The organism is Galbitalea sp. SE-J8 (assembly GCF_030345695.1).
Classification (GTDB): Bacteria; Actinomycetota; Actinomycetes; order Actinomycetales; family Microbacteriaceae; genus JAUASV01.
Window position 1 is genome coordinate 273,133 of record NZ_JAUASV010000001.1, and the last position, 20,686, is coordinate 293,818.

A 20,686-nucleotide genomic window follows, 5' to 3' on the forward strand; every position below is an offset into this window, starting at 1 on the left:
GATCCGCCCGCAGAGGACGCAGGCTCCTTCGTTTTCGGGAGCGACGCCGCTCGGGGGCGACACGACACCGCTTGGGCGCGACGCCGCCCAGGGGCCCCGCCCCTGACGCACGCCGACGCGCGGCTACGCGCAGGCGGCGTCGAGCGCCGGGGCGAGCGGACCGCCGCACGAGCCGGCGCCGGCGCTCGCGACCACGGACCCGCCGAACGCCGTGACGTCGAGCGTCGCCCCGTCCGGCAGCGCGCGGTCGAGGGCGACGGCGACCCGCCACGCGTCGGACTCGGGCAGGGCCGCGGCGAGCGCCGCGTCGTCGAGGTCGGCGAGGGCGTCGGGCGCGAGGTCCAGGTCGAGGGCGAGGCCGGCATCCGTCGTCGCGGTGATGTCGAGGGACGCGCCGGCGTCGTCCGCGCGCACCCGCCACGCGTCGTCGAACCCGCGGACCGTCGTGAGCAGGCCCGCGTCGGGCGGGCCGCCGGCCGAGAGCAGGCTCACGGCACCGACCGTGAACGTCCACGAGTCGATCCGCTCCGGGTCGACGACCGCGCTCACCGCGCCGGCGAGGTCGGCGACCGCCGCGGGGCTCGCGTCGCGGTGCTGCAGCGGCGCGACCTCCGCCCGCGCGCCGTCGGCGTCGGCGACCACGGCGACCGACGCGACGGTGCCGAGCTCGACCCAGGCGCGCGCGACCGCGGCCGGGTCCGCGGCGACGCTCACGACATCGAGGGTGCTCGCCGCCGCGCCTGCGGATGCCGCCGCGACGTGCAGCCGACTCGGCGACTCGATGTCGTGCGCGGCATCGACCCACCGGGTCACGATCGCGACGACCCGCTGCTCGTCGACGTCGCGCTCGAGGCCGACCTCGACCGCGACCGTTCCGTCGTCGTCCCGCGTCACGGCGGTGCTCGTCGTGCCCGACAGGCCCGCCAGCTGCCGCGCCACCAGGTCGCGGTCGGTCACGCCGAGTCCGCACCCGCCGAGAACGGATGCCACCACGCCCGCGAGCACGCATCCAGCGACGAGTCGGGCGGCCGCGACGCGGGCCGTCACGAGACGCGCCGCCACCAGACGCGCCGCCACAAGACGGGCCGCCACGACGCACGCCCCCACAAGACGCGCCCCCACGACGCGCGCCCCCGCAACGCGCGCCCGCGCAACGCGCGCCGATGCCCGTCGCGGATGCAGCATCCGGCTCATGCTCGCCAGCCTACGATGTGGCCATGGCGGGCCCCGTGACCTACTTCGATCCTGCGAACGCTCCGGGGCTCCCGGCCCGCGAGCGCGACCTCGTGGAGCGCCGCGGGCGCGCGCTCGGCGGCGCGTACCGGTTGCTCTACGAGCGTCCCCTGCACCTCGTGCGGGGTCGCGGCACGCGCGTCTGGGACGCCGACGGCATCGAGTACCTCGACGCGTACAACAACGTGCCCGCGGTGGGGCACGCGCATCCGCGGGTCGTCGCGGCGATCGCCGAGCAGGCGGCGACGCTCAACACCCACACGCGCTACCTGGCCGAGGGCGTCGTCGACTACGCCGAGGACGTGCTCGCCACCCTCCCGGCGCACCTCGGCAACGCGATGTTCACCTGCACCGGCTCGGAGGCGAACGACCTCGCGCTGCGCATCGCGAAGCTCACGACGGGCCGCGACGGCGTGCTCGCGAGCCGCAACGCGTACCACGGCGTGACGACCGAGACCGCGGCGATCTCGCCGTCGCTCGGCGGCGTCGGCTCGATCGCGGCCTGGACGCGACTCGTCGACCCGCTCGACCTCGGCGCCTCGGTGCGCGCCGCGCTCGCCGACGGCCTCCGGCCCGCGGCGCTCATCCTGGACACGATCCTCGCGAGCGACGGCGTGATCACCGACCCCGCCGGACTGACGGATGCCGCTGCCGACGTCCGCGCCGCCGGCGGCCTCCTGATCGCCGACGAGGTGCAGCCCGGATTCGGCCGCCTCGGCACGGGACTCTGGGGCTTCGAGCGCCTCGGCCTCGAGCCGGACCTCGTCACGGTCGGCAAGCCGATGGGCAACGGTCACCCGGTCGCCGCCGTGTTCGCCGGGCCCGAGCTCGTCGAGGCGTTCGGCGCGCACGCCCGGTACTTCAACACCTTCGGCGGCAACCCGGTGTCGATGGCCGCGGCGCAGGCGACGCTGGACGTCATCCGCGACGAGGGCCTCGTCGAGAACGCCCGGCTCGTCGGGGGGCGCCTGCTCGCCGCGCTGCGCGGGCTCGACGCGTCGCTCGGCGTCGTCGACGTGCGCGGCGCCGGGCTCTACGTCGGCGTCGAGCTCGGATCGACCGACCGCACAGTGGCCGTCGTGAACCGGATGCGGGACCGCGGCGTGCTCCTCGCCGCGTCCGGCGCCGACAACACCGTTCTCAAGATCCGTCCGCCGCTGCCGTTCTCGACGGATGACGCCGACCGACTCGTCACGGAGCTCGAGGCGGCCCTCGCCGGGACCGGCGACTGACGCCGACGTCCGCCGCGGGGCGAGGAGCGCCCCCTCCCGCCGGTCGAGGAGCGCCCCCTCTCGCTGGTCGAGGAACGCCCCCTCCCGCTGGTCGAGGAACGCCCCCTCCGGCGGGTCGAGGAACGCCCCCTCCGGCGGGTCGAGGAGCGCCCGAGCGCAGCGAGGACGCGTCTCGAGACCACCCGCTCGCCGAAGGATCCGTGGCGGTCTCGAGACGTCGGCTCGCTGCGCTCGCGGACTCCTCGACCAACGGGCGAATGCGGACGCGAGACGTCGGCCCGCTCAACGCTCGGGCGCCGTCCGACCGGCGGGTCGAGGAGCGCCCCCTCCGCTGGTCGAGGAGCGCCCCCTCCGCTGGTCGAGGAGCGCCCGAGCGCAGCGAGGACGCGTCTCGAGACCACTCGCTCGCCGAAGGATCCGTGGTGGTCTCGAGACGTCGGCTCGCTGCGCTCGCGGACTCCTCGACCAACGGGCGAATGCGGCCGCGAGACGTCGGCTCGATCAACGCTCGGGCGCCGTCCGACCGGCGGGGCGCGGCATCCGTGTCCTAGGCGCGATCACGCGCGATGCGGGCGCGCTCCTCGGCCTCGATGTCGGCGTAGGCCTTGCGCTCGGTGCGATCGGCGCGCACCAGCGCGCGCATGATGAACCAGAACAGCAGCCCGACGAGCACCGTCGGGGCAAGGGAGAAGACGACCGCCCAGCCGTAGTCCTGGATCACGGCGTCCAGAGTACGCGGCCCGGCTGAACGCGGCGTCGCATCGGCGGCGGTCTGGCCGGGTGCGTTGCGCGGGCCGGGTTGCGCGGGCCGGTGGTCACGCGGCCCGAGGAGTTGCGCGCGGTGCGTTGCGCGCGTCGGTGCGTTGCGGCGATCGACCGCCTCGTCGCGGTGAATTGCGTCGATCGACGAAAAGTCGCGGGGGAGTCAGCGCGGCCAGAGGGCAACGATCGCGATGACGACCAGGATGCCGACGAGCGCGGCGGTCATGATGAGGCGGGACGAGCGACGATCCATCGCCTAGTCCCCGATCATCCCGATGAACCCCTGGGCGATGTACCAGACGCCGATGCCAGCGACCACCACCCAGATCACGATCCGAGCGAAGCTGACCGGCTTCCGCTCGTTCGGATCGCGCTGCGGATCGCCGGGCTCAGACACGGCGGCAAGCCTAGTCGCGCCCGCGGCCGACCGATCCGCACTCGGTGCCCCGGCATCCCGCCCCGCGCACCGCGATCCGGCGCCCGCGCACCGCGCTGGCCCTTCGCCCCGACTCGTCCCTCGACGCGGCGGCGACGACCGAAATGCAGGAGGGCCGCGCCGTTATGTCACCTCACGCAGTACGGGCCCCTATGTTCGCGCGGATGTCGAAAACACCCCTGACGAGCACTCCTGCATTTCCTACATCGAGCGGACGCAGGCGGCACACGAACCGCGGCGCGCCGCACCGCCCCACCGCGCCGCACCCGCGGCACCCGCCGCCACCCGCGGCACCGGCTACTTGACCAGGGGGAAGAGGATCGTCTCGCGGATGCCGAGGCCCGTGATCGCCATCATGAGGCGGTCGATGCCCATGCCCATGCCGCCCGTCGGGGGCATGCCGTGCTCCAGGGCGCGCAGGAACTCCTCGTCGAGACGCATCGCCTCGTCGTCGCCGCGGGCCGCGAGCTGGGCCTGCTCGACGAAGCGCTCGCGCTGGATGACCGGGTCGACGAGTTCCGAGTAGCCGGTGGCGAGCTCGAAGCCGCGCACGTAGAGGTCCCACTTCTCCACCACGCCGGGGATCGCGCGGTGGTCGCGCACGAGCGGGCTCGTGTCGACCGGGAAGTCCATCACGAACGTCGGCCGGGTGAGGCCGCCCTTGACGAAGTGCTCCCAGAGCTCCTCGACGTACTTGCCGTGCGTGGGGAGCGTCACCTCCACGCCCTCGCGCGCGGCGAGCGCCTCGAGCTCGGCGAGCGGGGTCCCGGGCGTGATCTCGACGCCCGCGGCGGCGGAGAGCGACCCGTACATCGAGACGCGGTCCCAGTCGCCGCCGAGGTCGTACGCCGTGCCGTCGGCCCACGTCACGGTCGTCGACCCGGCGACGGCGACCGCCGCATCCTGGATCAGCTCCTGCGTGAGGTCGGCGATCGTGTGATAGTCGCCGTAGGCCTGGTAGGCCTCGAGCATCGCGAACTCGGGACTGTGCGTCGAGTCGGCGCCCTCGTTGCGGAAGTTGCGGTTGATCTCGAACACCCGGTCGATGCCCCCGACGACCGCGCGCTTCAGGAACAGCTCGGGCGCGATGCGCAGGTACAGCTCCGTGTCGAACGCGTTCGACCGCGTCACGAACGGACGAGCGGATGCCCCGCCGTGCATCGTCTGCAGCATCGGCGTCTCGACCTCGAGGAAGCCGTGCCGTGCGAACGTCGCGCGCAGACTCGCGTTCGTGCGGGCTCGGGCGACGACCGTGGTGCGCGCCTGCTCGCGCTGGATGAGGTCGAGGTAGCGCGACCGCATCCGGTTCTCTTCGCTGAGCTCCTTGTAGAGGTTCGGCAGCGGCAGGATCGCCTTGGCCGCGATCGCCCAGTCGGTCACGAGGATGCTGAGCTCGCCCCGCCGCGAGCTGATCACCTCGCCCGAGACGAACACGTGATCGCCGAGGTCGACGAGCTCCTTCCAGCGCCGGATGCTCTCCTCGCCCACCTCGGCCAAGCTCACCATGGCCTGGATGCGCTCGCCGTCGCCCGCCTGCAGGCTCGCGAAGCAGAGCTTGCCGGTGTTGCGCGCGTTGACCACGCGGCCGGCGATGCCGACGATCTCGCCAGTCGTCGCGTCCGGCTCGAGGTCGGGGTGCGCGGCGCGCACGGCGGTGATCGTCGTCGTCAGCGGCAGGCTCACCGGGTAGGCGCCGCCGCCGGCATCCGTGCGCTCGTCGATGAGGCGCTCGCGCTTGGCGAGCCGCACCGCCTTCTGCTCGCTGACCTCCTCGGCCGTGGGCTCGGGGGCCTCGTCGGGCGCGGCGGGGGTCTGGGGGGTCACGGTCCCCCATGGTATCCGGCGGGGGCGCCGCCCCCGCCGGCGAGCCCGGCCGCGTCAGCCGAGCCGCAGGCGGGTGTTGTCGATGAGCCGCGTCGAGCCGACCCGTGCCGCGATGATCGCCCGGGCGGGCCCGCGGTAGCCGTCGTCGACGGGCTGGAACGTCGCCGGGTCGACGATCGCGAAGTAGTCCAGCTCGACGAGCGGCTCGCCCATCACGACGGACTGGGATGCGGCGATGACCGCGTCGATGCCCCGGTCGGCGGATGACTCGGCGGCCTCGAGCGCGCGGGAGAGCGCCCGCGCGGCCACCCGCTCGCGGTCGGAGAGGTACCGGTTGCGGCTCGACATGGCGAGGTCGTCGTCCTCGCGCACGATCGGGATGAGCTCGACGCGCGTCGGGATGTCGAGGTCGCGGATCATCCGCTCGACGAGGAAGGCCTGCTGGGCGTCCTTCTCGCCGAACGTCACGACGCGCGGCCCGACGATGTTGAGCAGCTTCGCGACGACCGTGAGCACGCCGTCGAAGTGCCCCGGGCGCGAGCGGCCCTCGAACGTGTCGCCGACGCGGCCCGCGGTGATGCGGGTCTCGATCGCGCCGTTCGGGTACATCTCGGCGGGCTCGGGCGCGAAGATGAGGTCGGCGTCGGCGAGCTTCGCCGCGTCCGCCTCGAGGTCGCGCGGGTAGCGCAGGTAGTCCTCGTTCGGACCGAACTGCAGCGGGTTGACGAAGATCGAGACGACGACCGTGTCGACGAGCTCGCGGGCGCGCGCCACGTGCGCGAGGTGTCCGTCGTGCAGCGCGCCCATCGTCGGCACGAGCCCGACGGAGCCGCTCGCGGCGAGCGCCTCCCGCAGCTCGGCGATGGTCGTGACGATGCGGGGGTGGTGCACGGAGGAGTCCTTCGGGTCGGGCGCTCCCGACAGGCTAGTGCCGCGCATCGTCGTCGGCCGACGGCGGGGTCTCGAGACGCGGGCTCGCTTCGCTCGCGCGATCCTCAACCAGCGGTGCGGCCCCCGCGTCGATGCGCCAGCGGTGCGCGCGGTCGACGGATGCCGCGGCGATCGCCCCGGACGCCACCGCCTCGAGCAGCGCCTCGGCGTCACGCGCGTCGAGGGCGCCGACGCGCGGCACGACCGGTCCCGCGACGGTGTGCACGCGCGCGGAGGCGAGGCGCAGCATCCGTTCGAGCGGGTCCTGGTGGACCGACACGCCCTGCACCCGCGCGAGCGGCACGACGACGAGCGCCCGGAGCACGGCGCCGGTGCGCAGCAGCACGAGGTCAGCGGCGAGGGCGTACCCGTTGCGGCGGCGGGAGAACCAGCGCAGCACCCGGGCGCGCGGCGGCGACCCCACGAACGGGCCGCCGCGGGTCAGCCCCGCGTCGATCGCCTCGACGCTCGCCTCCGGGAACACCAGGGCGAGCACCCGGCGCACGTCGTCCCGGTCGCCGACCGGCAGGATCGTCGTGTTCGCCTGGCCGGCCGCGCCGTTGGTGCGCGACGACGACGCCCGGTCGATCCGCACGCGCCACCAGCCGAACGGTCGCCAGAGCAGCGGCTGCGACACCTCGATGGCGTGGATGCGGCCCGGCGGCAGCGTCTCGTTGCTCGTCGACAGCAGCCCGAAGCCGATGCGGATGCCGTCGGGCGTCGCCGCGATCGTGTAGCGCAGCGAGCGCGTGAAGCGCCGCACGAGGAAGCTGCCGACGCCGAGCACGCCGGGCACGACGGATGCGAGGGCCACCACGGGCGCGTCGCGGAACACGATCGGGGGCGCGATCGTGACGAGCAGGATCCAGAACATCGGGCCGCTGAGCACGATCGAGCCGATGAGCCGGCCGAGGTGTATCGCGACGACGCTCTCGGGGGCGGCGAGGGCGGGGTCGAGCTCGGGCGCGAGGAACTCGGAGACGCGCGCGTCGACGAACGAGCCTGCCGAAACCGAGCCCCGGTCGCCGGCTCCCTCGGCGCCGGGCCCACTCCGGCGGTTACCGACGGTGCGAAGCTCCGGCGGTCCGTGCCGGTGGGGAGCGTCGTGGCGACGCTGGCCCGTCGCTTTCAGCTCCAGGGCGCGCGCGCCGGAGGCGAGCAGCAGGATGTCGCGGCGCAGCGCGTCCGCGGCCGCCGTGGAGAGGTAGTCGAGGCGCACGTTGGCGTCCTGCCCGGCGACGTCGATCTCGAGGCGCGCGGCGCCGAACAGGCGCGCGAGCAGCGGCCGCTGGATGGACACGCCCTGCACGCGGTCGAGCCGCCCGCGCCGGTGGTTGCGGGACAGCACGCCGCTGCGCACCTCCACGAGTTCGTCGCCGACGCGGAAGGAGCGCATCCGCCACGACAGGTAGTAGCCGCCGACGAGCAGGAGCAGCACGACGAGCACGCCGAGGAGCGCGAGCGGAAGGTACGGGCTGCCGAGCAGCCAGCGGATGGGGTCGCTGTCACGATCGGCACGGTCGCCGCCGCCGACGAGGGCGTCGATGACCGTGTCGCGCAGGTTCACGACGACGACGCCCGCGATCGCGACGAGGGCGACCCCGCCGCGCAGGAGGGGGGTGGCGGGGTGCAGCCGGTGCCAGTCCCCGTCGGCGAGGTGCGAGGAGTCGACGCGGGACGCGCCCGCGGGAGCGGGCGGCTCGCTCGCGGGCCGGTCGCTCACAGGCCCGCGCTCACAGCCCGGCCCGGCGGCTCTCGGCGAGCGCCACGAGCTCGTCGCGCAGCCGTTCCGCCTCGGCGACGGGCAGCCCCGGCACGACGATCGTGCTCGACGCGGCGGCCGTCACGAAGCGCAGCTCGGCGAGGCCGAGCGCCCGAGCGAGCGGGCCGCGCGTCACGTCGACGAGTTGCATCCGCCCGTAGGGCACCGCGAGGAAGCGCTGCCAGGCGAGCCCGCGCCGCACGAGCAGGTCGTCGTCGCGCAGCCGGTAGCCGATGGCGCGCACGCGGCGCGGCGTCAGCCCGACGACGACGAGCGCGACCACGCCGACGACGATCGGGAGCGGCCACGCCCAGCCCCAGTGGAACGCGAGCCACGGCAGGAAGGAGACGCCCACGGCGACGGCCCCCGACACGGCCCAGCCGACGGCGTCGACCACGACGTAGCGGGCCGACACCCGCAGCCAGTCGCCGGGGGCGACGTCGAGGCGAGCGGTCACGGTGATTCCTCTCCCCCTCGACGAGCGCCGGCTGCTCAGGAGTGCGGCGCGACGCTCGGGTGGTCCTGCTCGCCCTCGCCGTCGTCCGGCGGCAGCGTGCACATGCGCTCGGCGACGAGCCCGCCGACGAGCAGCACGAGCGCGCCCACGGCCGTGACGATCGCGAGCGTGACCGACTCTACCGCCGCGACCACGGACCGGGTCAGCAGGAAGAACAGGATGCCGACGGCCGCCCCGCCGAGGATCGCGCCGGTGAGCGATGAGGCCTTCGCGAGCAGCACGACGCGGGTCGCGTAGAACGGGTCGACGCGCTTCGCGGGCACGGCGCCATCCGGCTTCTCGCGCTTCGAGCGGCCGCTCGTCGAACGCCACACCGGGATCGCGTAGAGCACGATGATGACGCCGATGAGGGCGAGCACGACGGCGAGGGTCCAGGGCGGCACGACGGCCGGGTGCCCGACCGCGACCTGCCAGACCTCGACGAACCAGCCGCCCGCGCCGCCGAGCAGCGCGACCAGCAGCAGCACGGTGGGCCGGGTGCGCGTCATCGGGTCGCCCCCGCGGCATCCGTCAGCAGCGGGCCGGCCGAGGGCGGATGCTCCCCCGTCGCCGCGAGCAGCGCGTCCACGCGCCCGCGCCCCGGGATGGCGGCGTCCGCGTCGACCTGCAGCCACGGCGCGAGCACGAACGCGCGCTCGGCCGCGCGCGGGTGCGGCACCGTGAGCCCGGGCTCGTCGACGACGAGGCCGTCGATAGCGACGATGTCGATGTCGAGCGTGCGGTCGCCCCAGCGCTCGGCGCGCACGCGGCCGTGCTCGGCCTCGATGCGGTTGACCGTCTCGAGCAGCTCGCGGGGCGAGAGGTGCGTGCGGATCGTGACGACGGCGTTGAGGTAGGCCGGGGCGGTCACGTCGACGCCGTCGGGCTTGAGCGCCGGGGTCTCGACGGCATCCGACACCGCGGTGACCACGATGCCGCGCGTCGCCCGCAGGTCGGCGACGGCCGCCGCGAGCGTGGCGGCGCGGTCGCCGAGGTTCGCGCCGAGCGCGAGCACGGCGGGCAGGTCGATCGGGCGCGGCCTCACGCGCGGCCCCGCTCGATCGTGACCGCGACGTCCGCGAACGGCACGGTGATCGGGGCGTCGGGCTTGTGCACCGTGACGCGCACGCGCTCGACGACCCCGTGGGCGAGCACGACGTCCGCGACCCGCTGGGCGACGGTCTCGATGAGGTCGACGGGCTCGTTCTCGACGGCGGCCACGATCTGCTCCGCGAGCACGCCGTAGTGCACCGTGCGCGCGAGGTCGTCCCCGGCCGCCGCGCCGCTCAGGTCGAGGTAGACCGTGACGTCGAGCACGAAGACCTGGCCGTCGCGGCGCTCGTGGGCGAGGACGCCGTGGTGCGCGAAGGCGCGCAGTCCGGTGAGGCTGATGCGGTCCCCGGTCACGACGACGCCCCCCGCTCCCACCGCTCCCAGACGTCGAGCGCCGCGCGCGTGGCGGCCACCGAGTGCACGCGCACGCCCCACGCGCCGGCCTGCGCGGCGAGCACGCTGACGACGGATGTCGCGGCATCCCGCTCCTCGGCCGGCGCGCCCTCGGGTGCGAACTCGGCGAGGAAGCGCTTGCGGCTCGCGCCGACGAGCACGGGGTAGCCGAGCGTCGCGAGCTCGGGCAGGTGGCCGAGCAGCGCCCAGTTCTGCGTCGCGGTCTTCGAGAAGCCGAGTCCCGGATCGAGCACGATGCGCCGCGGGTTCACGCCCCACACGATGAGCTCGGCGATGCGCGCCTTGAGCTCCGCGCGCACGTCGGTCACGACATCCGTGTAGGCGGCGTCGTCGGTGCCGTCGAGGCGGCCGCGCCAGTGCGACGCGATGTAGGTCACGCCGGCGCGGGCGATCTCGCGGCACATCTCGGGGTCGGCGAGCCCGCCCGACACGTCGTTGACGATCTCGGCGCCGGCCTCGATCGCCGCGGCCGCGGTGCGCGCGTGCAGTGTGTCGACGCTCAGCCCGGCCCCGCGGCCGGCGAGGGCACGGATGACGGGCACGACTCGCGCGATCTCCGTCTCGACGTCGACGGGCGCGGCCCCCGGTCGCGTCGACTCGCCGCCGATGTCGAGGATGTCCGCGCCCTCGTCGATGAGGCGCAGGCCGTGCGCGATCGCGGCATCCGTGCGGTCGAAGCGGCCGCCGTCGCTGAACGAGTCGGGCGTCACGTTGAGCACGCCCACGATGCGCGGCCGCGGACGGGGCGTCGTCTGCCGGGCGAGGGCGACGACGGCGGTGGAGGTCACGCCGGCGCTCCCGCCGGCGAGCCGACGAGCGCGAGCACGCACGCGCGCTGGGCCGGGTCGGCGAGGGTGCCGCGGCTCGCGACGGTCACGGTCGAGCTGCGGACCTGGCGCACGCCGCGGGCCGAGACGCAGCCGTGCACGGCCTCGAGCACGACGAGCACGCCCGCGGCGCCGAGGCCGGTCTCGAGGGCCTGCGCGACCTCCTCGCCGAGGCGCTCCTGCAGCTGGGGGCGCGAGGCGAGCGTCTCGAGCACGCGCGCGATCGCACCCAGGCCGACCGCGCCATCCCGCGGAACGTAGGCGATGTGCGCGGTGCCGAGGAACGGCAGCAGGTGGTGCTCGCACATCGACCGGAAGTCGAGCCCGCGCACGAGCACGAGCTCACCGCGTTCGTCCGGACGCAGCTCGACCCGGTCGCGCAGCGGCTCGACGGGGTCGACGTCGAGGCCGGAGAAGAAGTCCGCGTAGGCCTCGGCCACGCGACGGGGGGTCGACGAGAGTCCCGGACGCGCGACATCCTCTCCGATCGCGGAGAGGATGTCGGCGACGGCCGCTTCGATGCGTGCGGTGTCGATGGGCATCGGACCTACGCGGTGGCGATGCCGGGGCTCTTGCGCGGGCGCGTGGTGCGCTTCGGCTTCGAGGCCGGCGGCTCGGAGTCCACTCCGCCGTCGGCGATGCCCGGGTCGATCGGCGCGCGCGAGGGCACCTTCACGGGCGGCCGGTCGGAGAGCGGGCGGTCGGCGCTCGAGAGCCAGGTCGGGCGCTCGGGCAGCTTCTCGACGCCCTCGAAGATCTGCGCGAGCTGGATGTGGTCGAGGGTCTCCTTCTCGAGCAGCTCCTCGGCCAGCCGGTCGAGCACGTCGCGGTTCTTGTTGAGCATCTCCCAGGCCTCGTCGTGCGCCTTCTCGACGAGGGCGCGCACCTCGCGGTCGATGGTCTCGGCGAGGTCGTCGGAGTAGTCGCGCGAGGCGCCGATGTCGCGGCCCATGAACGGCTCGCCCTGGGTCTGGCCGAGCTTGACGGAGCCGATCGTGGCACTCATGCCGTACTCGGTGACCATGCGGCGCGCGATCGAGGTGGCCTTCTCGATGTCGTTGGACGCACCGGTCGTCGGGTCGTGGAACACGATCTCCTCGGCCACGCGACCGCCCATCGCGTAGGTGAGCTGGTCGAGCAGCTCGTTGCGCGTCACCGAGTACTTGTCCTCGATCGGCAGCACCATCGTGTAGCCGAGGGCGCGACCGCGCGGCAGGATCGTGACCTTCGTGACCGGGTCGGTGTGGCGCATCGACGCCGCCGCGAGCGCGTGGCCGCCCTCGTGGTAGGCCGTGATGAGCTTCTCCTTGTCGTTCATCAGGCGCGTGCGGCGCTGCGGCCCCGCCATCACGCGGTCGACGGCCTCGTCGAGCGCGCGGTTGTCGATGAGCTGCGCGTTGGAGCGCGCGGTGAGCAGCGCCGCCTCGTTGAGCACGTTCGCGAGGTCGGCGCCCGTGAACCCGGGCGTCTTGCGCGCGAGCACCTCCAGGTCGACCGACTTCGACAGCGGCTTGCCCTTGCCGTGCACCTCGAGGATCTGCTTGCGACCCTGCAGGTCGGGGGCGTCGACGCCGATCTGCCGGTCGAAGCGGCCCGGGCGCAGCAGCGCCGGGTCGAGCACGTCGGGCCGGTTGGTCGCGGCGATCAGGATGACGTTCGTCTTCGCGTCGAACCCGTCCATCTCGACGAGCAGCTGGTTGAGCGTCTGCTCGCGCTCGTCGTTGCCGCCGCCGATGCCCGCGCCGCGGTGGCGGCCGACGGCGTCGATCTCGTCGATGAACACGATCGACGGCGAGTTCTGCTTGGCCTGCTCGAACAGGTCGCGCACGCGGCTCGCGCCGACGCCGACGAACATCTCGACGAAGTCGGAGCCCGAGATCGAGTAGAACGGCACGCCCGCCTCGCCCGCGACCGCGCGCGCGAGCAGGGTCTTGCCGGTGCCGGGGGGGCCGTACAGCAGCACGCCCTTCGGGATGCGGGCGCCGACCGCGAGGAACTTCGCCGGGTCCTTCAGGAAGTCCTTGATCTCCTCGAGCTCCTCGACCGCCTCGTCGGCACCGGCGACATCCGTGAACGTGACCTTGGGGCTCTCCTTGCCCACGAGCTTCGCGCGCGAGCGGCCGAACTGCATGACGCGGTTGCCGCCGCCCTGCATCCGGCTGATGAGGAAGTAGAAGATGGCGCCCAGGATGAGGAACGGCAGCAGCACGCCGAGGATCGACATGAGGTAGTTGGTCTGGGGCACCTCATCCGTGTAGTCCTTGACCTGCGCGTCGTTGATCGCGTTCACGACCTCCGGGCCGCGCGGGGCCACGTAGTAGAACTGCACGTGCGTGCCGAGGTCGCCGTCGGGCTGGGTCAGCGTGAGCTCGACGCGCTGGTCGCCGTCGATGATCTTCGCGCTCGAGACCTTGTCGTCCTGCAGCAGCTCGAGGCCCTTCTTGACCGAGACCTCTTTCGTGCCCGTGCCCGAGAGCAGGCTCGAGCCGATGACGACCGCGACGATGGCGATGACGATGTAGATGACGGGGCCGCGGAAAATACGCTTCAGATCCATGCTGCTGCGGGCCCAGCGGCCCGACACCTTCCTGCCGAGAGATTGCAAGAAGGGTAGCGCGGGCAATCCGGACGCCCCCTGCGTGTTCGCCAAGGGCTAGATATGCCCGGCGATCGCGAGCATGTGCGCGTTCTCGCCCGCGGCAGGTGCGGGGGCTCGATGACGAGGTCGGCGGGAGGCATCCGTCTGGCTGTTGCCGTCAGCTGTAGACGTGCGGCGCGAGCACCGCGATGCCGCGCAGGTTGCGGTACTTCTCCGCGTAGTCGAGGCCGAAGCCGACCACGAAGGCGTTCGGGATGTCGACGCCCGGGTACTTCACGTCGACCTGCACCTTCGCGGCCTCGGGCTTGCGCAGCAGCGCGCAGATCTCGACGGATGCGGCGCCGCGGCCGCGCAGGTTCTGCAGCAGCCAGCTCAGCGTGAGCCCGGAGTCGATGATGTCCTCGACGATGAGCACGTCGCGGCCGTGCAGATCGGTGTCGAGGTCCTTGAGGATGCGGACGACACCCGACGACTGCGTGCTGCTGCCGTACGACGACACCGCCATCCAGTCCATCTCGATCGGGATGGTGATGGCCCGCGCGAGGTCGGCCATCACCATGACCGCACCGCGCAGCACGCCGACGAGCAGCGGCGTCTTGCCCGCGTAGTCGGCGTCGATGCGGGCCGCGAGCCCGGCGATCGTGTCGTGGATCTGCTCCTCGGTGAGGAGGATCTCGGTGAGGTCGGACTCGACGTCGCTGAACTGCATGGTCAGTGCTCCGCGGGCGGCTTCTGGCCGGTGAGGTCACCGGCGCGGGTGGAGATGAGGTGGATGCGACCGCCCCGCCGCTGCGCCGTGAGGCCGGGCAGATCGAGGGGTCCCTGGCCGTGCCAGTCTGTCACGAGCCGAGCCACCTCCAGCGTCTGCCGGCGGCTCAGGCCGACGTGGAACTCGTGCTCGACGACGGCACGGATGATGCGCTGGCGGAGCGCCGCGGGGTTCGCCGCGAGCAGTGCGACGCCGATGCTCAGCCCGGCCTCCTCGAGCTCGACGATCTCCTCGAGGTTCTCCTCCGCGAGGTGGTCGAGCGCCTCGGCGTCCTCGGCGAGCTGCTCGGCCGTGCGCGCGAGCGCCTCGGCGACGCCCGGGCCGAGCGAGCGCTCGAGCTCGGGCAGCAGCTCGGTGCGCACCCGCACCCGCGCGAAGCGCGGGTCGCCGTTGTGCGGGTCGCGCCACGGCACGAGCGCGCTGTCGGCGCAGAACGCCTCGGTCGTGGACCGACGGATGCCGAGCAGCGGACGCCGGTACCGGCCGGCCGGCCGGGCGCGCGCGGTCGCGGGCTCGTCGAGCTCGCCTCGTCCGACGGCCGGCATGCCGAGGAGGCTGCCCGCGCCGCTGCCCCGGGCGAGGCCGAGCAGCACGGTCTCGGCCTGGTCGTCGAGGGTGTGGCCGAGCAGCACGGCGATCGCGCCGGTCTCGTCGGCCGCGGCGTCGAGGGCCGCGTACCGGGCCGCGCGCGCGGCCGACTCGGGGCCGCCCGAGTCGCCGACGTCGACGCGGCGCACGAGCACGGGGGCGAGGCCCAGCCCGCGCGCCTGGTCCGCGGCGCGCGCCGCGACATCCGCGCTGCCCTCCTGCAGGCCGTGGTCCACGATCACGGCGCCGGCGGCGAGGCCCGCGCGCGGCGCCTCGAACGCGGTGGCCGCGGCGAGCGCCAGCGAGTCCGGGCCGCCGCTGAGCGCCACGAGCACGAGCGATCGCGTGCCCGAAAACGAAGGAGAACGGATGCCGCCCGCGTCGATATCGCCCCCGTCCGGGCCGATCGCGGGCAGTTCTCCTTCGTTTTCGGGGCCGGGAGCGGCGGGTGCACCCAGCGGCGCGAGGGACGCACGCACCGCTCGGCGGATGTCGGCGATCGCGGGCGTCAGCCGGGGCCGTGGGGGCATCCACTAACGTTAGTGCCGCCCATCCGAGCCGATTTCTAGGAGCAGTCTTGGCCGCCTACGACGCCGTCATCGAGATCCCCAAGGGGAGCCGCAACAAGTACGAGGTCGACCACGAGACCGGACGCGTCTATCTCGACCGCGTGCTGTTCACCGGCTTCGTCTACCCCACCGACTACGGCTTCTTCGAGAACACGCTCGGCCTCGACGGCGACCCCGTCGACGTGCTCGTGCTGCTCGACTACCCGCTCTTCCCGGGCGTCGGCGTCTCGGTGCGTCCCGTGGCCGTGTTCAACATGACGGATGACGGCGGCAGCGACGCCAAGGTCATCGCGGTGCCCGCGAAGGACCCGCGCTGGGCGTGGATCCAGGACCTCGCGGACATCCCCGAGTACACGAAGAAGGAGATCGAGCACTTCTTCGAGCACTACAAGGACCTCGAGCCCGGCAAGTGGGTCAAGACGGAGGGCTGGGAGGGCGCCGCGGCGGCCGAGCAGATCGTCGTCGAGGGCATCGAGCGCCTCACGACCCAGGCCCACTGAGCCCCGCGCCCGCGCGCTGAGCCCGCGCGCCCATATTTCCCCCGCGGCCCCGCCGCGCCCAGCGAGGTGGGGCCGGCGGCCGGGGCGGATGCGTCAGCCCGAGCCGAGGGTGATGCCGCGGGCCGACAGGAACGGCTGCGGGTTCGTCACGAGTCCGTTCAGCCGCACGCCGAAGTGCTCGTGGCATCCGGTCGCGATGCCCGTCTTGCCCGCGTGCGAGATGAGCTGCCCCGCCGTCACGGCGTCGCCGACGTGCACGAGCATGCCGCCGTTCATGATGTGCCCGTACTCGATCTGCACGCCGTCGCCGACGTCGATGCGGATGAAGTTGCCGTACACGCCGTTCCAGCCGGCATACGAGACGGTGCCCGCGTGCGCGGCGAACTCCGGTCCGCCGCAGGCGACCCCGACATCCGTGCCGAGGTGGAAGCCGACGAACGGATACACGCGCTGGCCGAACCGGCTCGTGATCGGCCCGAACGCGGGGTTCGTCCAGCCGTCGATGATCTGGCCGTGGTCGGCGGCGCTGCCCGTGAACTGCTGCTGCCGTGCGAGCTCCGCCTGCCGCGCACGTTCCTCGACGCCCTTCTGGTAGTCGGCCTGCGTCGCCGTGAGGTCGTTCTGCGCGATCTCGAGCAGCGTCTCGAGCTCGGCCTGGTGCGCCTGCTCCTCGTCGAACGCGGACTGCGCCCTCTGCGCGGCGTCGTTCGCGACCGCGAGCTTGGCATCGGCATCCGCCTTGTACTGCTTCAGGATGCCGGCCGCCACCTTCGCCTGATCGGCGAGCGAGGTCGCGGTGTTCTGGTCCTGCTCGGCCCGCGCATAGACGCCCTGCCACTGCTCGGACAGCTTCTCGCTCATGCCGTAGTCGTAGAGGGTCTGGTCGGCGTCGCTCGCGCCGATGATGAGCGACATCGTGAGGTCGCTCGGCCCGGTGCGGTAGAGGTGCGCGGCGAGCTCGGCGGCCTGTTTCTTCGAGGTCGCCGCCTGCGTCGCGGCGTCGGTCGCCTGCGCATCGATCTTCTGGGCCTTGATGGCCTGCTCCTGGTAGGCCTGGTCGGCCTCCTGGGCGGCCTCGCCGGCCTTCTGGGCGACCGCCTGCGTCGAGGCGACGTTCGCCTCGAGCGCCTTCAGCGACTCCTTGATCTGGTCGATGACCTTCTGACGCTTGGCGACATCCGCCTTGGCGTCCTGCACGTCCTGCCAGGTCGGGTAGTCCGTCGCGCTCGCCGTCGTCGAGGTCGCCGCGATCCCGCCCGCGGCGAGCAGCGCGATGACGAGCACGGATGCCGCCCCGCGCGCGGCCCGGCGCGGCACGCGGTCCCGCAGCGCCATCGCGCCGCGTCGCATCCGTCGCCCGTGGATCATGCCCGTCTCTCCCCCCGGTCGCCGGCGCGACCGCACACTCCCTGCGACCGTAACCCCGGGTGGCTGGGAGGTCCGGCTCATCCGCCGACTGTCGCGATTCCGGCGCATTTGGCGTTCCGGCGTCGCGTCCGTATGCTTGACCCTCGGCAGTCACGAGGGGCGACTCTCGCGGCCCCATCGTTTAGTGGCCTAGGACACCGCCCTTTCACGGCGGCAGCACGGGTTCGAATCCCGTTGGGGTCACGCTTCGGTGAGCGACTGTCACAACTCAATATGGCCCTGTAGCGCAGTTGGTTAGCGCGCCGCCCTGTCACGGCGGAGGTCGCCGGTTCAAGTCCGGTCAGGGTCGCGGATGGCAGGCCTCTCCTCGGAGGGGCCTTTCATTTAGAGGTCGTCCGCGACCTCTGGCTCTGTAGCTCAGTTGGTAGAGCGTTCGACTGAAAATCGAAAGGTCACCGGATCGACGCCGGTCGGAGCCACTCGAAAAATCCCAGGTCACAGGCGGATTTCTCCCGACTCGCCCCCGTTCGAGACTGATAGTCCGATTGGGGCCAGGAAGGCCGACAATGCCCGCGCTCGAGCGGGACCGCGCCGACCACGGGCTGGTCGAGGCAACCCAGCGGGCACAGGCCACGGTGTCCGGGCTCACCGACGACGGGCCAGTGCGCATGGTGAGCACCGAGCGCGCCCATCTCACGAAGCTGATCAGTAGTGCCTCCGTATCCCTCGACGAGTTCGACCAGGGCGCGGAGGGTCGGCGCGTGGTAGAGGTCGAGCTGATCCAGGAGGAAGTCGTCGGGGTGGACGACTTCGAGGTCGAACGGCTCGACGGCGAGCACCGGGTCCTCGCCGTTCTTCACGAGGTTCTTCGCCAGCTCGAACAGAACATCCTTCGACCACAACGGCCGGAACAGACCGCGGTCAGCGATTTCGAGGATGAAGTCGTTGAGCAGCGCCCCGTAGAGAACGTTGGTATCGAAGAAGGCGGGAAAGCTCACTCAGCGTCCAGCTCCGCACGACGCTTCACATCGGCCGGGTTACCGACCCGGACCTTCGCCCCCAGACTCGCGTGCTGCAACTCGCGCAGCGCAGCGCGACGCTCGGCGCGGAAGTTCGCCTGGTACGCGACCAAGTCCTCCAGACGGACACGACGGTGGCGGCCGGGCTTGTCGTAAGCGATGTCGCCCGCCTCCAGGAGACGGACTAGCGTCGGGCGGCTGATGCCGAGGAAGTCCGCGGCCTGCTGCGTCGTCATGGTCATGCCCTGCGGCACGATCGTGATGCCTTCTCCCGCGGCGAGCGCGTTCGTCACCTGATCGAGGATGCGGAAGATCTCATCCGGGATGGGACGGGCATTGCCTTGGGGGTCGACGAGCGCAGCCTTAGACGAGCTCTGCGCGAGGAAGACCTCAAGCTCGCGCAGCAACTCGGCGAAGTCGAGAATCTCCTCACGAGCGTTGGCCTCGGGAAGGTAGGTCTGTGCCTTGCGGGCACCGCGTGGCGTGTCGGTCGAGGTGCTCATGACCCTCATGATACTCGTACAAAACGAAAAAATCGAACACAGAGTCGGGGTGGCGGACCTGCCGACTGTCATCTCGCAGGACATGGATGACAGTTCTGCATCAGGGAGAGCACGTCGTCACGCTTGGCCTTGCCGGTGAACTCGGCGGTCCTGTAGGCGTGCTTCGACAGGAAGGTGTGCACCTCATCGAGCACCTGCGGCAGGTGCCCTGTGGTACTCGGCCTGGTCGAAGATGTCGATGCGCTTCTCGCCTCGGAAGCTAGCGACCTGCCCCCAGGTGCCGGAGAACAGCCGCTCCCGATTCTTCCCGGCGACGAGCACCCTGCCATAGGTGGGAACGAGCCGCCGCTGGTCTGCGACCACCAGACCGAGCGTCTTCAGCACCGCCTCGTCGACCGGACGGTCGAGCATCGGCTCCAGGGCGGGCAGGTCGAGGTCGTCGACGGTCTCGCCGATTGCGGGCTGCTCATCGAACTTCTGCCCCTCGGCACCCCGCTGCAGCGCATGCCCGAGTCGCCGCTCGCTGAGACCGACTCCGTAATGCCGTAATACGGTGCGGTGTCGAAGTAGCGCACTCCCTGCACCCAGCACTCGTCGACGACCGCCTGAGCATCTCCGTCCGGACGGCGCTGGGCAGGTTTCCGATCGGCGCACCGCCGAAGCCGAGCTCGCTGATCTGCAACCCTGCGCGGCCGAACGGACGAGTCGGGCCGGCGCTCATGATCCGTCAGTTGTCGCCGGCGTCTTCTGACCCGACGGCACCGGGATGCTCTTCCCAGTGGCCACTGGGGCGCCGAACCCGGGCTTGTCCCTTTCCCAGCGGAACGGCTGCGCGTTCATCATGCGGTTCCAGCCGGCCCCGGAGCGCCGAGCGGAGTGATAGACCATCCAGGACTCTGACCCGTCGGGCGACATCGTGAACGACCCGTGGCCGGGACCGAACACCTTGTCCGTCCTCGCGAACATGGGCTGATCCGACGTCGACCACGAGTCGGGGTCCAGCGGGTCGTCGCCGATCAGCGTCAACATGCCGTAGCAGTAGTCATCGGTCCAGCTCGCGCTCGCAGAGTAGACGAGGAACAGCCGGCCGTCGTGCACGAGAGCTTCCGGACCCTCCTCGGTCGGTTGCGTGCGTCGCTCCCAGTCCCGATCGGGTTGGGAGATCATCACTCGAGTTCCTGCCAGCGTCGTCGGCGACGTCATCTCGGCGATGTAGAGGTTCTGCTGTCCGTCCTCTCCCCCAGGCCAGCCGGACCACGCGAAGTAGGCGCGGCCCCGATACTCGAATCGAGTGTCGTCGATAGCCCAGTGGTCCGACGCGTCCGTGACCTTGCCTGCCAGCTCGTAGTCGCCGAGTGCGTCGTCGGTGGTGCTGCGCAGCGCGTACATCCGATGATTGCGATTGTCCTTGTCACAGGTGGTCGCTGCAACGTGGATGCACCAGTGGTCGTCGATGAAATGCAGCTCGGGAGCCCAGACATCGGCGCACGCCGGGCCATCGGACGGCGGCGTCCAGACCTTGACGCGCTTTCCCGCCCAGGCGATGTCCGTGAGGTCGTCCTTCGACGAGCGAGTGACCCAGATTCCGCCGTCCCAGCTCTCGACTGGGTAGTAGTACCTGCCGTGCTTGATCACCCACGGGTCGTTGCCGATCTCCTTGATCGGGTTGGTGAACACTTGCGCACTCGCGTCGGAAGAGTTCGAGTCCGCACCGGCACCGGTCGTCGAGCATCCGGCGAGCGCGGCGACGATAACAGCGCCTGAGAACAGGGCAGCGCGGAGGCGTGCGGTCCACGGCACGA

The 20,686-nt window shown here is 72.1% G+C and carries 22 protein-coding genes and 3 tRNA genes; 5 read left to right on the forward strand and 20 right to left on the reverse strand.

Annotated elements, in window-relative coordinates; genetic code table 11:
- Nucleotides 1-123: 123 nt before the first annotated feature.
- Nucleotides 124-1,062: a hypothetical protein gene (locus tag QT381_RS01275; RefSeq protein WP_289246807.1), complete on the reverse strand. Its 939-nt coding sequence runs from the start codon at nucleotides 1,060-1,062 to the stop codon at nucleotides 124-126.
- Between the two features lie 155 nt (nucleotides 1,063-1,217).
- Between QT381_RS01275 and QT381_RS01280 the strand changes: the two genes are divergently transcribed.
- Nucleotides 1,218-2,465: an aspartate aminotransferase family protein gene (locus QT381_RS01280; protein WP_289246809.1), complete on the forward strand. Its 1,248-nt coding sequence runs from the start codon at nucleotides 1,218-1,220 to the stop codon at nucleotides 2,463-2,465.
- Between the two features lie 547 nt (nucleotides 2,466-3,012).
- On the opposite strand, the gene QT381_RS01285 is transcribed toward QT381_RS01280, so the two are convergent.
- The 14 genes from QT381_RS01285 to tilS form a co-directional block, all read right to left on the reverse strand.
- A complete protein-coding gene (locus tag QT381_RS01285) occupies nucleotides 3,013-3,186 on the reverse strand; it encodes a hypothetical protein (RefSeq protein WP_289246869.1) in 174 nt (57 codons plus the stop codon).
- 297 nt (nucleotides 3,187-3,483) lie between these two features.
- Nucleotides 3,484-3,624: a hypothetical protein gene (locus QT381_RS01290; protein WP_289246810.1), complete on the reverse strand. Its 141-nt coding sequence runs from the start codon at nucleotides 3,622-3,624 to the stop codon at nucleotides 3,484-3,486.
- Nucleotides 3,625-3,960: 336 nt separating this feature from the next.
- Nucleotides 3,961-5,487 (reverse strand): lysine--tRNA ligase, encoded by a 1,527-nt coding sequence (gene lysS / locus QT381_RS01295; RefSeq protein WP_289246812.1) that lies wholly within the window; start codon nucleotides 5,485-5,487, stop codon nucleotides 3,961-3,963.
- 54 nt (nucleotides 5,488-5,541) lie between these two features.
- Nucleotides 5,542-6,426 (reverse strand): pantoate--beta-alanine ligase, encoded by an 885-nt coding sequence (gene panC, locus QT381_RS01300; protein WP_502877397.1) that lies wholly within the window; start codon nucleotides 6,424-6,426, stop codon nucleotides 5,542-5,544.
- On the reverse strand, nucleotides 6,413-8,140 hold the full coding sequence (locus QT381_RS01305; protein WP_289246816.1) for a PH domain-containing protein: 1,728 nt from the start codon (nucleotides 8,138-8,140) through the stop codon (nucleotides 6,413-6,415). Before QT381_RS01305 ends, panC begins: the two co-directional genes overlap by 14 nt.
- A 10-nt stretch (nucleotides 8,141-8,150) precedes the next feature.
- Entirely contained in the window at nucleotides 8,151-8,636 is a 486-nt protein-coding gene (locus QT381_RS01310) for a PH domain-containing protein (protein WP_289246817.1), read from the reverse strand.
- Nucleotides 8,637-8,671: 35 nt separating this feature from the next.
- Nucleotides 8,672-9,184 (reverse strand): DUF3180 domain-containing protein, encoded by a 513-nt coding sequence (locus tag QT381_RS01315; RefSeq protein ID WP_289246818.1) that lies wholly within the window; start codon nucleotides 9,182-9,184, stop codon nucleotides 8,672-8,674.
- Nucleotides 9,181-9,720, reverse strand: coding sequence for a 2-amino-4-hydroxy-6-hydroxymethyldihydropteridine diphosphokinase (gene folK / locus QT381_RS01320; protein WP_289246820.1), 540 nt, complete (start codon nucleotides 9,718-9,720; stop codon nucleotides 9,181-9,183). Before folK ends, QT381_RS01315 begins: the two co-directional genes overlap by 4 nt.
- On the reverse strand, nucleotides 9,717-10,082 hold the full coding sequence (gene folB / locus QT381_RS01325) for a dihydroneopterin aldolase (protein ID WP_289246822.1): 366 nt from the start codon (nucleotides 10,080-10,082) through the stop codon (nucleotides 9,717-9,719). Before folB ends, folK begins: the two co-directional genes overlap by 4 nt.
- Nucleotides 10,079-10,930, reverse strand: coding sequence for a dihydropteroate synthase (folP, locus tag QT381_RS01330; RefSeq protein WP_289246824.1), 852 nt, complete (start codon nucleotides 10,928-10,930; stop codon nucleotides 10,079-10,081). The genes folB and folP overlap by 4 nt, the downstream gene beginning before the upstream one ends.
- On the reverse strand, nucleotides 10,927-11,511 hold the full coding sequence (gene folE, locus QT381_RS01335) for a GTP cyclohydrolase I (protein WP_289246825.1): 585 nt from the start codon (nucleotides 11,509-11,511) through the stop codon (nucleotides 10,927-10,929). The genes folP and folE overlap by 4 nt, the downstream gene beginning before the upstream one ends.
- A gap of 5 nt (nucleotides 11,512-11,516) precedes the next feature.
- Nucleotides 11,517-13,526 carry an ATP-dependent zinc metalloprotease FtsH gene (gene ftsH, locus QT381_RS01340; protein ID WP_289246826.1) on the reverse strand — a complete coding sequence of 670 codons (2,010 nt, stop codon included), beginning with the start codon at nucleotides 13,524-13,526 and terminating at the stop codon, nucleotides 11,517-11,519.
- Nucleotides 13,527-13,725: 199 nt separating this feature from the next.
- A complete protein-coding gene (hpt, locus tag QT381_RS01345; RefSeq protein WP_289246827.1) occupies nucleotides 13,726-14,277 on the reverse strand; it encodes a hypoxanthine phosphoribosyltransferase in 552 nt (183 codons plus the stop codon).
- Between the two features lie 2 nt (nucleotides 14,278-14,279).
- Nucleotides 14,280-15,455: a tRNA lysidine(34) synthetase TilS gene (tilS, locus tag QT381_RS01350; RefSeq protein WP_289246829.1), complete on the reverse strand. Its 1,176-nt coding sequence runs from the start codon at nucleotides 15,453-15,455 to the stop codon at nucleotides 14,280-14,282.
- A 47-nt stretch (nucleotides 15,456-15,502) separates the two neighbouring features.
- On the opposite strand from tilS, the gene QT381_RS01355 reads away from it, so the two are divergent.
- On the forward strand, nucleotides 15,503-15,994 hold the full coding sequence (locus QT381_RS01355; RefSeq protein WP_289246830.1) for an inorganic diphosphatase: 492 nt from the start codon (nucleotides 15,503-15,505) through the stop codon (nucleotides 15,992-15,994).
- Between the two features lie 93 nt (nucleotides 15,995-16,087).
- Here QT381_RS01355 and QT381_RS01360 read toward each other — a convergent pair whose 3' ends face one another.
- Nucleotides 16,088-17,362, reverse strand: coding sequence for a peptidoglycan DD-metalloendopeptidase family protein (locus QT381_RS01360; protein WP_289246831.1), 1,275 nt, complete (start codon nucleotides 17,360-17,362; stop codon nucleotides 16,088-16,090).
- A gap of 170 nt (nucleotides 17,363-17,532) precedes the next feature.
- Between QT381_RS01360 and QT381_RS01365 the strand changes: the two genes are divergently transcribed.
- The 3 genes from QT381_RS01365 to QT381_RS01375 all read left to right on the forward strand — a co-directional run bounded on the left by QT381_RS01365 (nucleotide 17,533) and on the right by QT381_RS01375 (nucleotide 17,841).
- Nucleotides 17,533-17,605, forward strand: a tRNA-Glu gene (locus QT381_RS01365).
- 32 nt (nucleotides 17,606-17,637) lie between these two features.
- Nucleotides 17,638-17,711: transfer RNA gene (locus QT381_RS01370), tRNA-Asp, on the forward strand.
- A 57-nt stretch (nucleotides 17,712-17,768) separates the two neighbouring features.
- Nucleotides 17,769-17,841: transfer RNA gene (locus QT381_RS01375), tRNA-Phe, on the forward strand.
- Here QT381_RS01375 and QT381_RS01380 read toward each other — a convergent pair.
- The 4 genes from QT381_RS01380 to QT381_RS01395 form a co-directional block, all read right to left on the reverse strand.
- Entirely contained in the window at nucleotides 17,815-18,360 is a 546-nt protein-coding gene (locus QT381_RS01380; protein WP_289246832.1) for a PIN domain-containing protein, read from the reverse strand. The two genes, QT381_RS01375 and QT381_RS01380, sit on opposite strands and share 27 nt — an antisense overlap.
- Nucleotides 18,357-18,884, reverse strand: coding sequence for a helix-turn-helix domain-containing protein (locus tag QT381_RS01385; protein WP_289246833.1), 528 nt, complete (start codon nucleotides 18,882-18,884; stop codon nucleotides 18,357-18,359). Before QT381_RS01385 ends, QT381_RS01380 begins: the two co-directional genes overlap by 4 nt.
- Before the next feature lie 183 nt (nucleotides 18,885-19,067).
- Nucleotides 19,068-19,475 carry a hypothetical protein gene (locus QT381_RS15715; RefSeq protein WP_353889743.1) on the reverse strand — a complete coding sequence of 136 codons (408 nt, stop codon included), beginning with the start codon at nucleotides 19,473-19,475 and terminating at the stop codon, nucleotides 19,068-19,070.
- Nucleotides 19,476-19,601: 126 nt separating this feature from the next.
- Nucleotides 19,602-20,684: a glycoside hydrolase family 43 protein gene (locus tag QT381_RS01395; RefSeq protein ID WP_289246834.1), complete on the reverse strand. Its 1,083-nt coding sequence runs from the start codon at nucleotides 20,682-20,684 to the stop codon at nucleotides 19,602-19,604.
- Between the last annotated feature and the right edge of the window lie 2 nt (nucleotides 20,685-20,686).

Bases quoted from the DNA above. Each gene is read 5' to 3' on its own strand.
- ftsH (WP_289246826.1), bottom strand. From the start codon at position 13,526: ATGGATCTGAAGCGTATTTTCCGCGGCCCCGTCATCTACATCGTCATC.
- hpt (WP_289246827.1), bottom strand. From the start codon at position 14,277: ATGCAGTTCAGCGACGTCGAGTCCGACCTCACCGAGATCCTCCTCACC.
- folE (WP_289246825.1), bottom strand. From the start codon at position 11,511: ATGCCCATCGACACCGCACGCATCGAAGCGGCCGTCGCCGACATCCTC.
- QT381_RS01360 (WP_289246831.1), bottom strand. From the start codon at position 17,362: ATGATCCACGGGCGACGGATGCGACGCGGCGCGATGGCGCTGCGGGAC.
- QT381_RS01385 (WP_289246833.1), bottom strand. From the start codon at position 18,884: ATGAGCACCTCGACCGACACGCCACGCGGTGCCCGCAAGGCACAGACC.
- tilS (WP_289246829.1), bottom strand. From the start codon at position 15,455: ATGCCCCCACGGCCCCGGCTGACGCCCGCGATCGCCGACATCCGCCGA.
- QT381_RS01315 (WP_289246818.1), bottom strand. From the start codon at position 9,184: ATGACGCGCACCCGGCCCACCGTGCTGCTGCTGGTCGCGCTGCTCGGC.
- QT381_RS01280 (WP_289246809.1), top strand. From the start codon at position 1,218: ATGGCGGGCCCCGTGACCTACTTCGATCCTGCGAACGCTCCGGGGCTC.
- panC (WP_502877397.1), bottom strand. From the start codon at position 6,426: ATGCGCGGCACTAGCCTGTCGGGAGCGCCCGACCCGAAGGACTCCTCC.